Origin of the sequence: Leptolyngbya cf. ectocarpi LEGE 11479 (assembly GCF_015207065.1) — a bacterium.
GTDB classification, from domain to species: domain Bacteria; phylum Cyanobacteriota; class Cyanobacteriia; order Phormidesmidales; family Phormidesmidaceae; genus Leptothoe; species Leptothoe ectocarpi.
In genome coordinates this window covers 1-14,060 of the sequence record NZ_JADEXP010000030.1, presented here as the reverse complement: position 1 = coordinate 14,060, position 14,060 = coordinate 1, and the positions used below count along the sequence as shown (strand labels likewise).

Sequence of the window (14,060 nt, the reverse complement as noted above, 5' to 3'; positions counted from 1 at the left end):
GTTACTGATCCCCGAGATGTGCCCAAGAGGATTTAATCTAAGAAATCCTGACAAATAGCGTTCATTCTAGATCGATTTATTCTCTACAATCAGCAACGGCATAAATCTTACTGGGGTTAGATTGCCCGAGTAGGCACATCTAAAGTCCTATTTCACAAGTTTTCAATAACTTCAGAGAAGTTTTACAGGGCTTCCACACCTTATCAAAGAATTCTGCTAAATAGTGCCAGCCAATCAGCACTATTTAGCACCCTACAGTGCTCCTACAGTGCTAAATATGCCAAACATAATCAGCCTATTGAAACGATATAAGCCTATGGACAGGGGTGTACGGTATGACGTCAAAGTAGCCACTCATTCCGGCTCTGAGAGACGTTAGATACTTAAGATTTCATTAATTTCAGTGGAAACTAGTGGCAACTATAAGGATGGAGTGATCAAAAAAAACGAAACTTCTAAAAAGTTATCTGACATTTCTGTCATCCTTGACTTGTTTTTTTGCCAGGATGGTTAAACTGATGATTACTATAGAAAGTGGTGCTTTTTGATGTGCATCACATTTTTTCACGGATGTACGTCATATCATCATTTGTAGACGTCGTAATGGCCACCGTACATACCAGGTGTCGATATGAATGAGAGCAACTATAAAACGTTGGGGTTAGATGAGTCATCTTCGTTCGAAGAGGTACAGGTGGCTCGTAAGCGTCTCTTGGAAGAATGTGAGAGTAACCCCCAGCGAAAAGAGGCCATTGAAGCTGCCTACGACGCTATCTTAATGGAGCGGTTACGGATGCGGCAGGAGGGCAAAATCAAAGTCCCCGATCGGATTCGATTTGCCGAAAAGGCGTCAGAGTCATCGACATCGATCCCCAGAGTTTCACTACCGGCTCCCCAGCCCCCCAATTGGCTGCAGGATTGGCTGGATACCCCCAGTCGAGACGATATCCTCTGGCCATCTGTTGTATTTTTAACCCTAGCTGCCCTCGCTTGGTTTGCCGCCAACAGTGCGGCAACGGCCTTAGGTTTTTCAGTGGCAGCGACTATCTTCTTTCTTAATCGCAAAGAGCACAAATTTTGGCGATCGCTGGCGTTTGCAACCGGTGGTTTGTTAGTGGGTGTTTTGCTTGGACTGGTAGCAATTCAGCTGGTGGGTCAGCAAAGCTTAGGGCTGCCCGTAGAGCGGCTCAATGCGGTGGTGGCGATTGCGACCATGCTACTCCTATGGTTTGTCAGCAGTTTTTTGCGCTGAGGTCCCTGCAATCAGTCTGTAAAGCTAGGCTTGCTGAGTGGAGTATGCCCGTCTGGCCCTGTTTAACGAGTTGGTCGAGAGGGTTGAACAGCAGTAGCAATGGCCTGATTACTCGCCTTAGCAACGTAGCTATTGGCCGAATAGCGGTCAATATGGCGAAAGATACTGACGGGCGGCAAAATCCGACAGGTGTAAAATTCAACGGCTATTTTACCGTTGGGTAAGCTATGCACTTTGGGGATTAGATTTTTGGGCTGTTCCATACGCCATTGCCAGCTGCGCTGTTTAGGAACAGAACCAATTAAGCGATGGTGCTGCCAGCGATGAAACTTGCCGCAGCGGCCAAATTCTTGCAGTTCTCGCTGTAGAACAGAAGCGACTAAGAAAGAGCTTGCTGTTAGGTTTCCTGTAACTGCGGTCATGTAGTTAAGGAGTGCCCCCTCAGGGTAAGGAGGCGAATTATGGTCGCCAGCTGTGGCCAAAGCGGCCTCCAAGTGGGAGGTAGTACTGAGCTGATGGGCCATTGCCCAAGTGACAGAGCCCCCATGGTTTGCCTGCGCTCGCCTGATCCGGTAAAGATAGGTGACGAGACAGTAGTTAGGTTTGAGAGTAATACCTGGCAAGTGTTTAAGAACAGTGCTGGCATCTACAGTGCTAATAAACCATTTACCATTTGCATTGGGTGTGGAACCGTCTGTATGGGTAATCCCCCCCTTGCGAAACAAGCTACTCAATGTAGCCAGCGATTCAGGTTCGGGCATGTTTTCCTCTGCAAAATAGCTGGGGGTGTGTTCACAGGCTGGTAGCACTAACTGCTGTTTGAGAGACCGCCTCAGGTTTTGTAGGGAATTGATGGGAAATTGTTGTGACGACATGACTGTGGACGATCGATATCCTCAACGTTCAATGTACAGGCATTAAACGTACATTACTTAGAACATCGCTGACGTTGTACCTCTCCACTTAAGTTGTTTTTTTCATATGGGGAACTGCAATCCAAGTTTGTTGGCGATGAGCCTGGTGAGTAAGATCCATCAGTAGCTGTGAATATACACCTTCGGCCAGGGACGGAGCCAAGAGCTGTTGTTGGTCAATAGACGCTATCCAGTGATCCACGACTCGAACAAAGGGGGCAAGTCTGCCATCATCGTAGAGTTTTGGGAAATCTAGGCGTTCTGGAATATCCAACAGCATTAAGGGGGCACCTGCCTGGCTGCCGGAAAGGGTAAATCCGTGGATGTAGTCTTTTTGACTGGCGTTCCCAAGCACAAGAGTGCCCTTCTCGCCGTAGATTTCAACCCAGTGTCCGCGACCGGTCAGAGCAACGGCACTCAGGGTAACTTGCACGGGGGTGCCGTCAGCCAGTTCTAATGTAATACTGCAAGTATCATCAGAATCAACAGATTTGTACTCGCCGGATATGGGGTCGGGGCGCTGAGTAATCGTGGTGCTAAGGTTTGCAGACAGGCGTTTGACAGGGCCAAACAGCCAGTCCACATAGTCAAACATGTGGGAGCCAATTGAACCGAGGGCACCGCCGCCTTGATCCTTGCGAGCATACCAGTTCCAGGCCCGTTCCGGATTAGCTCGACTGCCAGCGATCCAGTCGATTTTGATCAGACGTTTTTGACCGACGTAGTCTTCTTTAAGTAGTTCTGCTAGACGCTGCCAGGCGGGAATAAACCGAAACTCAAAATCCATGACAGCTGCCACCTGATGTTGCTGAGCCAGGGCATGGAGTTCTTGGGCTTCTTCAACGTTGAGAGCGGCGGGTTTTTCTAATAACAGGTGCTTCCCCGCTTGGAGCACAGCTTTGGCCATGGGGTGATGAGCAAATGGCGGGGTAGCGATGCTGACAGCTTGGACCTGAGGTAGGGCAACAATGGCCTCAAGGGTGTCACAGGCATGGGGAATGTCGTGGCGTTCGGCGATGGCCTGAGCCTGATTGAGATCGCGATGATAAACCGCGACGACCTCAGTGCGATGGTGAGCTTTAAAGCCTGGAATGTGGATTTTTTGACCAAATCCTGTGCCAACAACAGCAACACCAATGGACGTCTGGGGCATAGCACAACGGAAACTAGACGGCAGTAGAAGACGGGACTGACTACCTAGCCTAACGATAAGGGGGACACAACGCTAGCGGCTACCGCTATGCGTATAATGGTGTGATTAACAGAACGTTACAAACGCCCTATTGCCCAGCCATGACTTACTACTACTTGTTTACGCCTCCTTATTTCTTTATGGTGGCTGGTATTTTGATTGCCGTTACCTCGGGAGCTGCCTTTAGTGCCGTGCTCAAAGATATTGTGGCGGCATGGCGCAAAACCCGTTCCTCAGCTGTGGTAGCTAAGCTAGGAGGACTTAATATACAGCTACCTTTTTTGGGTATTTGTACCGGTACGGCCATCTTCTTGGCCTCAGGATTGGGCTGTTTTGGTACGCCCACGTGGCTCTCCTATGCAGTAGCAGCACCGCTGACGTTTCTCAGTGCTGGGCTGGTATGGCGACAGCTCAAAAGTAATCTGGCTCTTTTGGAAAGTGGTCAGCCCCGTGCCTTTGAACTGGATTTCTTTCAGTAGGTAGACTTCATGAGGGTCGGTGGGTGCCCGCCGGTTACTGGCGAATGCGTTCGAGCTGGGCCTGGGTGTTGGCCACCCACTCACTGCGACCCTGATTAATATAGAGGTTAAGCGCCTGCTGCAGGACTTGTTCGGCTTCGTCAGTGCGTTCGAGGGCGGCCAGGGCCAAGCCCTTAGAATAGTAGGCATGGCCAAAGGAGGGGTAGAGCCGAATGGCCTGATCGAAATGCTGGAGGGCGGTTTCTACATTTTCTGCACCCCCTTTACCAAAATAGGCAATGCCGAGGCTGTAGTGGGCTTCAGGATAGTTACTGTCCAGATTAATAGCGTTTTCCAAGGCCTGTACAGCCGTCTCTAGCTGGTTGTCTTGGAGATAGATCAGGCCAATTTGATAATGGACTTCTGGGGCCTGAGGACTGTGATTTACAGCCGTTGTAAACGACTCTAAGGCAGCAGCTAAGTTACCTTGACGGCGTTGGACTAATCCCAGGTTATAGTGCCCTAGCCCCAGCTGGGGGTCGAGGATAACGGCTCGCTGCAGATAGCTTTCTGCCTGGTCTAGATTGCCGCTATCCAACAGGGCTGCGCCCAGATTGACATAGGCCATGGTAAATTCGCCATCGGCCTGGATTGCCTGCCAAAAGGCATCGGCAGCGGCCTGCATTTGACTCTGTTCGCGATAGGCCAGACCCAGGTTGTAGTGGGCTACGGCTAGGGTGGGGTCAAGGGTAACGGCGCTCTCAAAGGCTGCGATCGCAGCGTCTAACTGCCCCTGCTGCACATGAATCACTCCCTGTTCCACGGCGGCCTCGGCGCTGCGAAATGATTCGGCCAGGGCAGGTTTTGCCACACTGAGGCTCAGCAGTAACAGTAGCGATAGCCCATGACGGTGGCCTAGATTCATCAAACATCTCCCTGAGTTAGCAGCTGGTGTGGCAAGTAAATTCGCTACACCGTCGATGACTTAAAGTCGAACTTTTTTAAGAATTTGAAATGATCCATGGCTCATAGCCTACCACCTAATTCTAGTGATCCTACGGATCTCCTGCGGGATCTCCTGGGGGGAGCTAATCAGTGAATCTACTCTACCAATGCCCCATAGCTCACATCTTTGGGGTCCATCTGGGCATTGATCACCTGGCCATCGCGAAACCACACCACCCGGTCGGTTAATCTGGCAACGGCAGGTTCGTGGGTCACCATCACAACGGTGATGCCCCCTTGATTAAGCTCCGCAAAAATTTCCATCACTTCCTCGGTGGTGGTGGTATCTAAAGCCCCGGTCGGCTCATCAGCCAGCAGGAGCAGGGGGCGATTAACAATGGCCCGAGCAATGGCCACCCGCTGTTGTTGTCCCCCCGATAGCTGGCTTGGTTTGTTGTTCAGTCTGTTTCCCAGCCCCACTCGCTGGAGCGCACTGGCAGACCGCTGGCGTCGTTCATCAGTCGGCACCCCTCCATACACCATCGGGAGGGCCACATTATCTAAGGCACTGAGCTGGGGCAGCAGATGAAATTGTTGAAACACAAACCCAATTTTGCGATTGCGAATGGCCGCCAGGGTGTCATCGTCTAATTGGGCCACATCTTGACCATCAAAAAAATATTGGCCGTCCGTGGGTCGATCCAAACAGCCAATCACATTCATGGCCGTAGACTTGCCCGACCCCGAAGGTCCCATAATCGAGCAATAGTCTCCCTGGTTGATGGTGAGACTGACATCCCACAGCGCTTTTACCTCGGTGTTGTCGCTGCCGTAGATTTTAGAGATGTGGTGCAGGTCAATCAGAGAGGGCATAGATTTAAATACTTCTTAGAGCCACGATCGGGTCGAGTTTAGCGGCTTGACGAGCGGGAATCACACCAAAGAACAAGCCGATACTACCGGAAACACCGACGGCAATCACAATGACACCGACCGAGGCGGACGCTTCAAACGGGGTAAACAGACTGAGTAAACCAATGCCGCTAACGCCGAGCAGGGTACCCATGGCCCCCCCGACGGCGGAGAGGATGATGGCCTCAATTAAAAACTGGACAAGAATATCGCGGTGGGAGGCGCCAATGGCTTTGCGGAGGCCAATTTCCTGGGTGCGTTCGCGTACAGAGACCAGCATGATATTCATGATGCCAATGCCGCCTACTAGCAGAGAGATGCTTGCGATCGCAGCCAGCATTAGGGTCAATGCGCTAGTAATCGTATCAGCAATGGTCAGCAACGTATCCTGGTTTTGAATAAAAAAATCATCCTCATCAGGATTGACAATGCCGTGGCGCAGACGCAAAAGATTCGTAATCTGAAATTCTGCCGTTTGCATACTCTCAGCATCACGAGCTGTTGCCGAGATAAACCCCACCTCAATTCCGTAAGGAGAGGTGCGGCCCACAATACGGCTTGCCTGGGTCGTAATGGGAATAATCACCGCATCGTCATAGTTGACCCCCAGGTTTGACCCCTGAACCGCCAGCACTCCCACCACCTCAAAGGTAATGTTATTAATGCGCAGCGACTGCCCTAAGGGAACCTGGTCGTCAAACAGTCGTTCAGCTAAAGAATTGCCCAGCACAGTCACCGCACTGGTGCGCTGCATATCTAACTCAGAAATAAACCGGCCCTGGTCTGTCGTGAAATTACGCACACTAATAAACGCCGGGTTGGTGCCGATCACACTGGCATTGGCATTGCGATTGAGAAACGTGATCAGCCCTGGCGTTGTATTCTCAGCAGCCACGTCAATCACGGACGGCACCTGTTCAGCAATAGCCTCCGCATCGGCCAATACAAGGTTGCGGGTAATTTCAAGACCGCCTAATTCGCGAGTTTCTCGGTTACCCGGCACAATAAACAAAATGTTTGGTCCCAGGCTCTGCAGCTGCTCATTAATATAGCGGCGTCCCCCTTCCCCCAAACCCACCATGGAAATAACTGACGCATTACCGATAATAATGCCCAACATCGTTAGGCCGCTGCGAAGTTTGCTGGCAGTCAGGGTTTTAACCGCCATTTTGAGACTTTCGCGAAAATCCATTTGTAGGGTGGGCAATGCCCACCAGAGATCGATATCCCTAGAATAAACCCAAGAATTAATAACGACATTTAGGACAAAAGGGCTCCCCTTTTTGGGAGCCCTTTTGGTGGCAGGCATGGTGGTAAATGGTGGGCATTGCCCACTGGCCCCATTGCCCATTCCCTCTTAAATAATCATGCCGTCAGGAATGACCGCATTCTTGAGAACAACAACGATACCGCTGCGGATATAGAAACCGAGATCTTCGCGTTCAGCTTCTTGAATATTTTCCTTGTTGACAATTTTGACATTGCGACCGATGCGCGCATTTTTATCCACGATGGCCTGCTTAATCATGGTGCCTTCCCCAATACCTACCGGTACTTTGCCACGGGTGAGGTGCTGAGTCCCTTCAGACATCGACTCATAGTAGTCAGCCCCCATCAGCAGAGCGTTCTCAATTTCACAGTTGGCACCAATGCGCTGGCGCAGTCCGATGACGGTGCGATGAATGTTGCACTGTTTGAGAATACAGCCGTCGCCAACAATTGAATTGGTGATCTTAGAATCCTGAACTTTGCTGGGGGGTAGATAACGGGCTCGAGTATAGATTGGCGCGTTTTCATCGTAGAAGCTAAAGGCTGGGTCGGGCTGCTGGGTAAGCGCCAGGTTGGAATTGAAAAACGCCTCAATCGTTCCAATATCTTCCCAGTACCCATCAAATAAATAGGCTTGAACATTGTACTCACGGGCAGAGCCCGGAATAATCTCCTTACCAAAGTCAGTTTGTTCAGGAGAACGGCGCAGCAAATCAATCAACGCCTGCTTCTTGAATACATAGATACCCATTGAAGCAATAAACGGCTTTTCTTTCGCACTGTCAGCACTCAGACCCAGGGTGGTCGTATCCACCTTCATTCCTTCAAGGGCCTCCCCCTTAGGCTTTTCGTTGAAGTCAACGATACGACCACCATGATCAATTTTCATCAGACCAAAGCTGGAGGCGACATCGTAGCCAACGGGCACCACCGATAGGGTGACATCGGCCCCGGTGCTGCGGTGACGCTCTACAAAAAGGCGATAGTCCATGCGGTAGAGGTGGTCACCTGAAAGGATAATGACATCATCCACATCCCAACTTTCAAACAGCCATAGATATTTCCGAACGGCATCAGCAGTGCCCTGAAACCAGCTGGGACTTTCTGGAGTTTGCTGGGCTGCGAGCACTTCGACAAAACCGTCGCTAAATTGGGAAAAGTTGTAGGCGCGGGTAATGTGGCGATTGAGGGAGGCGGAATTAAACTGCGTGAGGACGTAGATCTTGAGTATCTCTGAGTTGATACAGTTACTAACTGGAATATCAATCAATCGATATTTACCGGCCAGGGGCACTGCGGGTTTTGCACGAAACTTTGTTAAAGGGTAGAGGCGAGTACCAGCACCACCGCCGAGAATAATCGAAAGAACTCTTTTCACAGGATCGTCTCACTAGCGCAGTTTGTTAATTCATTATTTAGTTTGAGGGTGTATCCAATCCTTGACAAGAGGTTGAAGCAATTTATTTTTGCTTTGTGCTCTGAAATACCCTCAACTTAGGATTTTTCTACACCTATTCCTATGGACGTTATAAGTTGAACCAATATTAGAGGATTAGAGGCCAATCAAGCCGACCACCATCTTTAAAAATAAAGTGGTGGCTCTGGTAGTGGTGAACTTAAGTCATGCCGCTGGATAAATTTTTGGATTGAAGTAAGAACGAGGCTCACTCAAAAAATAGCTGACTTTTTGGAGTTCAAAAATAGCTAACTAAGTTTAAGATTGGAGTATTTTAAAAGCAGCTTTATATCAAACTCTAGACAATAGAGCTTGATATAAATCCCGAGCACATAGACCTAGAAGCCATCGTGAAAATCATAGTTTTTTAGCAACTTTAGGCGCTAACGGCTGATCTAGGGGGCCGTGTTCTAGCACATGTTTTGCCACATCGCGGATAATCTGTCGCAGTCTGCCTTGGTGAGCACTTTTATCAATGGTGACTGTCATAACATAGCGTTCTTCGCCTACCTTAAAGGCGACGGTGCTACCAATCACAGAGGAGTTTTGGCCTGTTTTTTCACCAATCCAAAAAATGTTGGGCTTTTCTTTGATCAGGGCACGGTAACCAAAATCGAGGTCATACTGTCCTACTAGGGCATTGAGAATCTCTTCATCACTGTCTTTCGTAAAACTATAGATGCGCATCATCATCTGGGTGAGCTCATCGGCGGTGCTTTGATTTTTTCCTGCTCCCATACTTTTGGGGTACGTGCTATCGCCCACCAATTTGTGGCCCACTCTAGTACCTGCAAATCCTTCCGCTTGAAGGGCTGCGCTGATGGTGTCATGTCCCATATAGTCGATCAGCTGATTGGTGGCAATGTTATTGCTCTCGGTAATCATGCGCACCATCACCTCTCGCAGGGTGTAGGTCTTGTCGACAAAGATTTTGCTGCCCTGGGCGTTTTCCGTAAAGTTACTGGGGTCAATGTAAATCTGCTCGTCTAGATCGGCTTTGCCGGTAGACACCTGATGCATAAGTGCTATGGCAATAGGAAGTTTTACTAGGCTAGCCAGGCTGGCCGGTGGTACATTGCCACGAAAGGAACGACAGGCATCGGTGCCGATCTGGCATAGGGAAATTCTGACGGCGTTGGGGTTGCCATTTGCCGCCGCAATCGGTGCTAAAAATTCGGATTGCTGCTGATTAATACGATGGCTCACCACCGTTGCGATTGTGCCGTACTCCTTGAGCTTGGTTTGGGCTTGGGAATACCGCGCTGAGTCACTATCGACAGATGCCAACAGATGGACGGCATCTTGCCAGAGGGCCTTTTCCTGCCGACTGAGTTCTAGGGTACTGCCCTGCTGACGGAGGCTGAGGGCCTGCTGAGCTAAACCGATGGCCTGCTCATAGCTAGCTACTCCCTGCTGCTTTTGAAGCAGGCGATGGGTGAGACCATAGCTGAGCTGAGTCAGGGCTAAATAGGGGCGGATAATGCCGTCTGTGCTGACCTGCCGTAGAAGCGGAGCGGAGCCTGGCGCAGTTTCTGGAGCAGACGACTCAGGCCATGACTCTACATTCGTGTCAACGGTGACCGTTGCTGGGTTTGCCTGATCGGCCACTATCCATTCCGATGGCAGTCGAGGCATCACCAGTAGGGCCAAACCAAGGGTGCTGCTAGACAGCAACAGCAGACGTAGCCATGTCTGACGCCAAATAGGTTTAGCTGTGGAACGGAAGAGGATCATGGAGGCTAATGAACCAGAATGACTAGAGTAATGGTAGTGACTTTCAGGGCAGGAGTTGGATAATAAGGATGACGATTATGCGTAAATTTTAGGTGTTAAATACCCTGCGATTAGCTAAGTATTTACGCGTACTCATTAATAGATTTAATAGAAAAATAATAAAAAAGATTGTACCCAGCTACACATTTCTCCAAAGAAACCAAAGAACATTTTTTGCCGTTGCTGATTTAGGGACTGGACCGATCGGGTAATGATGCAATTTATCAGTACTCTTCAGATGAAATCATCTCGAGGATCTGCAACGCCCATTTTTTAATCGTTCGCAATTTGCATTGCTGGTATCGCTAGCCCTAATGCTGTCATTCCCGCCTATACTGTTAGCTTTGTGCCAGGCGTACTGAGGGAGTCCAAATGTCAGTCATCCGCAAGTTGCAGCAACAGCTCACCCAGAAAGAGCGTACTGCGGTTGAAATTACTCAAGCATATCTAGAACGATTGCAGACGCTAGAGCCAAAGCTCCATAGTTTTTTGGCGGTAACGGCAGATAAGGCATTGGCCCAGGCTCAGCAGGTGGACGCTGCGATCGCAGCCAATACATCCCTCGGTCCCCTCGCTGGTATTCCCATTGCCCTCAAAGATAACCTGTGCACCAAAGGTATTCGCACCACCTGCGCTTCCAAGATTTTGGCCGGGTTTATTCCTCCCTACGAATCGACGGTGACTCAGCGGCTGGCAGATAGCGGAGCCATTTTTCTCGGGAAGACCAACATGGACGAGTTTGCCATGGGCAGCTCTACCGAAAACTCTGCCTATCAGCTGACGGCTAACCCCTGGGATACCAGCTGTGTACCCGGTGGTTCGTCAGGGGGGTCGGCGGCAGCAGTAGCTGCAGACCAGGCCCCCATTTCCCTGGGCTCAGATACCGGAGGCTCCATTCGCCAGCCAGCGGCCTACTGTGGCGTGGTGGGGATGAAGCCTACCTATGGGCTGGTGTCACGCTACGGTCTGGTGGCCTTTGCCTCATCGCTCGATCAGATTGGTCCCTTTAGCCGCACGGTGGAAGATGCAGCGATTTTACTGGGTGCGATCGCAGGGCACGACGCCAAAGACTCCACCAGTCTGAAGGTTAAAATCCCTGACTACACCCAGCACCTAAAAACCGACCTCAAAGGCAAGCGCGTTGGCTTAGTTAAAGAAACCTTTGGCGAAGGTCTAGACAGCGATGTCGCCAAAGCCATGGATGCCGCCACTGAACAGCTGAAAGAACTCGGAGCCGATATTGTAGAAGTATCTTGTCCCAATTTCCGCTACGGGCTGCCCACCTACTACATCATTGCCCCGTCGGAGGCCTCATCAAATCTGGCCCGCTATGACGGTGTCCGCTACGGCATGCGGGCTGACACAGATAATCTGCTGGCCATGTACAAACAGACTCGAGCCGAGGGCTTTGGCCCTGAGGTCAAGCGCCGCATCATGATTGGCACCTATGCCCTATCAGCGGGGTATTACGATGCCTATTATTTACAGGCTCAAAAGGTACGCACTCTGATTAAACAGGATTTTGAAGCCGCATTTAAAGACGTAGACGTGCTAATGACGCCAACGGTGCCCAGTACGGCCTTTAAAGCTGGGGCCAAAGTGGACGATCCCCTCAGCATGTATTTATCTGACTTGATGACCATTACGGTCAATCTGGCTGGACTCCCCGGCATTAGTTTGCCCTGCGGGTTTGACCAGGCAGGACTACCCATTGGTATGCAGCTAATTGGCAACGCCCTGAGAGAAGATACCCTATTTGAAGTGGCATCGGCCTATGAAAAGGCCACCCCCTGGCATGAAAAGACGCCGGACGTTTAGTGTCTAAACGCTCTCAGGATGGAGGGCTTCGACTCCGCTCAGCCCTCTAACAATAACGTTGGTGGTTGAGGCTTCGACTCCGCTCAGCCCTCTAACAATAACGTTGGTGGTTGAGGCTTCGACGGTAAGCTCATACGTTTATATGCATGTATGAATGCTTACATCGGCAAATGGTTTGGTAGGATCGAAGGCTGCACACCGGCTGCGCATCTCGAATGCTGGACGGACGATATTTAGTTTGGCTACCTACAGCCGCAAATCAAGGAGAGCTCTGAATCATGGCCCAGATGTACTACGACAGTGACGCAAATCTAGATTTACTCAATGGGAAAACCGTTGCCATCATCGGCTATGGTTCCCAGGGGCATGCCCATGCCCTCAACCTCAAGGACAGCGGCGTCAATGTCGTTGTGGGTCTATACGAAGGCAGCCGCTCTACGGCCAAAGCCGAAGCCGAAGGTCTTACTGTCAAACCCGTAGCTGAAGCAGCGGCAGCGGCAGACATGATTATGATTTTGCTGCCCGACGAAGTGCAAAAGAGTGTTTACAAAGACAGCATTGCCCCCAATCTATCGGCAGGCAACGTGCTGGCCTTTGCCCACGGTTTTAATATTAACTTTGCCCAGATCGTTCCCCCCGAAGAAGTGGATGTGGTGATGATTGCTCCTAAAGGGCCTGGCCATCTGGTGCGACGTACCTATGAGCAAGGCCAGGGTGTGCCCGCACTGTTTGCCGTCTATCAGGATGCCTCGGGTAAGGCTCGCGACATGGCCATGGCCTATGCCAAGGGCATTGGCGGCACCCGCGCTGGCATTCTGGAAACCACCTTCCGGGAAGAGACCGAAACGGATCTGTTTGGTGAGCAGGTGGTGCTGTGTGGTGGTCTCAGCGAGCTGATCAAGGCTGGATTTGAGACCCTGATCGAAGCGGGGTATCAGCCTGAGCTGGCCTACTTTGAGTGTCTCCACGAAGTTAAGCTGATTGTTGACCTGGTGGTGGAAGGTGGCTTGGCCAACATGCGCTACAGTATCTCCAACACGGCTGAGTACGGTGACTATACTCGGGGTCCTCGCATCATCACCGAGGACACGAAGAAAGAAATGAAGCAAATTCTCAAGGAGATTCAAACGGGTCAGTTTGCCCGTGAGTTTGTGCTAGAAAGTCAGGCGGGTAACCCTGGCTTTAATGCGATTCGTCGTCGTGAAGCTGAGCACCCCATTGAAGAAGTAGGCAAGGATCTGCGAGCTATGTTTAGCTGGCTCAAGAAGGTGTAAGTGTATATCACTTTTTAGTAAAAGGGCAGTAAGAAGGCGCAGCCGAGATTCCGGCTGCGCCTTTGCTTTATTTGCGGAGCGAAGGACTATTTCCGGGGGAAACGCTGCGCGCACGACTCCGCTCAGTCCTCCGTTTTCTAAAAAATCAGCATTTAGTGGGTTGAGCGCAGTCGAAACCCACGACCTTAAGTTTAAATCTCTTCTAATAACGAATAACGTTTTCTGTCTGAGGCTGTAGTTCGGTTTGAGTGTCTTCCCAGACGGCTATAAATTTGGTCACTATAAAAAACAACAATGTGGCTGAAATGCCTATCTTGAGCCAGGTCAATAAGCTAAAAAAGATCTCACCGTAGTTAAAAACTGGCATGAAGCTACCCCAATTAAACAATATGTTTTGCGACAGTTAATCGTTATTAGAAAAGTGCCTTAACGATAGAATGACCCTTCGAATTTGGTAGATTCACGTTTGTTCTTTTAATTTCAACCAAGCCTCACATAGACAGGAAAACACGGTGAAATACGGTCATTGGATGTATTTTGAGTCCAACAACTTTTCTCTCTTTGCCAGTAGTTTTAACGAAATGTCAGTTGATTCTCGGACATATGGGTGAAGGGGACTGCACAAAGATAACGTTTTAGGTGAAGATGGGCGGTAGGCAGTGGTGTTTGAGGCTGGGCTGTTCTTGAGCAAATAACATTTCTGACGTCAGAATGGCAGATTATTGTAAAATTCTGCACATAGATATGGATGCGTTTTATGCGTCCATCGAGCAGCGCGACCATGCTGAGTATCGGGG

11 protein-coding genes are annotated in these 14,060 nt (G+C 50.2%); 4 read left to right on the top strand and 7 right to left on the bottom strand.

Features of this window, described 5'->3' with window-relative positions; all coding sequences use genetic code 11:
- The first annotated feature begins 631 nt into the window (after positions 1–631).
- Positions 632–1,252, top strand: coding sequence for a CPP1-like family protein (locus IQ260_RS05760; RefSeq protein ID WP_193991684.1), 621 nt, complete (start codon positions 632–634; stop codon positions 1,250–1,252).
- Positions 1,253–1,314: 62 nt separating this feature from the next.
- On the opposite strand, the gene IQ260_RS05755 is transcribed toward IQ260_RS05760, so the two are convergent.
- Both IQ260_RS05755 and IQ260_RS05750 read right to left on the bottom strand, forming a co-directional pair.
- Positions 1,315–2,127 (bottom strand): hypothetical protein, encoded by an 813-nt coding sequence (locus tag IQ260_RS05755; RefSeq protein ID WP_193991681.1) that lies wholly within the window; start codon positions 2,125–2,127, stop codon positions 1,315–1,317.
- Positions 2,128–2,215: 88 nt separating this feature from the next.
- On the bottom strand, positions 2,216–3,319 hold the full coding sequence (locus tag IQ260_RS05750) for a Gfo/Idh/MocA family protein (RefSeq protein ID WP_193991679.1): 1,104 nt from the start codon (positions 3,317–3,319) through the stop codon (positions 2,216–2,218).
- A gap of 140 nt (positions 3,320–3,459) precedes the next feature.
- Here IQ260_RS05750 and IQ260_RS05745 point away from each other — a divergent pair, with 140 nt between their 5' ends.
- The gene (locus IQ260_RS05745) at positions 3,460–3,837 is read left to right on the top strand and encodes a hypothetical protein (RefSeq protein WP_193991677.1); all 378 of its coding nucleotides are present in this window, start codon (positions 3,460–3,462) and stop codon (positions 3,835–3,837) included.
- A gap of 34 nt (positions 3,838–3,871) precedes the next feature.
- On the opposite strand, the gene IQ260_RS05740 is transcribed toward IQ260_RS05745, so the two are convergent.
- From IQ260_RS05740 to IQ260_RS05720, 5 genes are all read right to left on the bottom strand, one after another.
- On the bottom strand, positions 3,872–4,741 hold the full coding sequence (locus IQ260_RS05740; protein WP_193991675.1) for a tetratricopeptide repeat protein: 870 nt from the start codon (positions 4,739–4,741) through the stop codon (positions 3,872–3,874).
- A gap of 176 nt (positions 4,742–4,917) precedes the next feature.
- Positions 4,918–5,634 carry an ABC transporter ATP-binding protein gene (locus IQ260_RS05735; protein WP_193991673.1) on the bottom strand — a complete coding sequence of 239 codons (717 nt, stop codon included), beginning with the start codon at positions 5,632–5,634 and terminating at the stop codon, positions 4,918–4,920.
- A gap of 4 nt (positions 5,635–5,638) precedes the next feature.
- A complete protein-coding gene (locus tag IQ260_RS05730) occupies positions 5,639–6,982 on the bottom strand; it encodes an ABC transporter permease (RefSeq protein ID WP_322744899.1) in 1,344 nt (447 codons plus the stop codon).
- 48 nt (positions 6,983–7,030) lie between these two features.
- Positions 7,031–8,320 carry a glucose-1-phosphate adenylyltransferase gene (locus tag IQ260_RS05725; RefSeq protein WP_193991671.1) on the bottom strand — a complete coding sequence of 430 codons (1,290 nt, stop codon included), beginning with the start codon at positions 8,318–8,320 and terminating at the stop codon, positions 7,031–7,033.
- Positions 8,321–8,755: 435 nt separating this feature from the next.
- Positions 8,756–10,132 carry a serine hydrolase gene (locus IQ260_RS05720; RefSeq protein ID WP_193991669.1) on the bottom strand — a complete coding sequence of 459 codons (1,377 nt, stop codon included), beginning with the start codon at positions 10,130–10,132 and terminating at the stop codon, positions 8,756–8,758.
- Positions 10,133–10,543: 411 nt separating this feature from the next.
- Between IQ260_RS05720 and gatA the strand changes: the two genes are divergently transcribed.
- Both gatA and ilvC read left to right on the top strand, forming a co-directional pair.
- Positions 10,544–11,989: an Asp-tRNA(Asn)/Glu-tRNA(Gln) amidotransferase subunit GatA gene (gatA, locus tag IQ260_RS05715; protein ID WP_193991667.1), complete on the top strand. Its 1,446-nt coding sequence runs from the start codon at positions 10,544–10,546 to the stop codon at positions 11,987–11,989.
- Positions 11,990–12,267: 278 nt separating this feature from the next.
- Positions 12,268–13,263, top strand: a complete 996-nt coding sequence (gene ilvC, locus IQ260_RS05710; protein WP_193991665.1) for a ketol-acid reductoisomerase — start codon at positions 12,268–12,270, stop codon at positions 13,261–13,263.
- The last annotated feature ends 797 nt before the right edge of the window (positions 13,264–14,060 follow it).

What these genes read in the sequence shown, in the direction of transcription:
- IQ260_RS05745 (WP_193991677.1), top strand. Translation starts at nt 3,460, where the DNA reads ATGACTTACTACTACTTGTTTACGCCTCCTTATTTCTTTATGGTGGCT.
- IQ260_RS05740 (WP_193991675.1), bottom strand. Translation starts at nt 4,741, where the DNA reads ATGAATCTAGGCCACCGTCATGGGCTATCGCTACTGTTACTGCTGAGC.
- IQ260_RS05735 (WP_193991673.1), bottom strand. Translation starts at nt 5,634, where the DNA reads ATGCCCTCTCTGATTGACCTGCACCACATCTCTAAAATCTACGGCAGC.
- gatA (WP_193991667.1), top strand. Translation starts at nt 10,544, where the DNA reads ATGTCAGTCATCCGCAAGTTGCAGCAACAGCTCACCCAGAAAGAGCGT.
- IQ260_RS05760 (WP_193991684.1), top strand. Translation starts at nt 632, where the DNA reads ATGAATGAGAGCAACTATAAAACGTTGGGGTTAGATGAGTCATCTTCG.
- IQ260_RS05750 (WP_193991679.1), bottom strand. Translation starts at nt 3,319, where the DNA reads ATGCCCCAGACGTCCATTGGTGTTGCTGTTGTTGGCACAGGATTTGGT.
- IQ260_RS05730 (WP_322744899.1), bottom strand. Translation starts at nt 6,982, where the DNA reads ATGCCTGCCACCAAAAGGGCTCCCAAAAAGGGGAGCCCTTTTGTCCTA.
- ilvC (WP_193991665.1), top strand. Translation starts at nt 12,268, where the DNA reads ATGGCCCAGATGTACTACGACAGTGACGCAAATCTAGATTTACTCAAT.
- IQ260_RS05720 (WP_193991669.1), bottom strand. Translation starts at nt 10,132, where the DNA reads ATGATCCTCTTCCGTTCCACAGCTAAACCTATTTGGCGTCAGACATGG.
- IQ260_RS05755 (WP_193991681.1), bottom strand. Translation starts at nt 2,127, where the DNA reads ATGTCGTCACAACAATTTCCCATCAATTCCCTACAAAACCTGAGGCGG.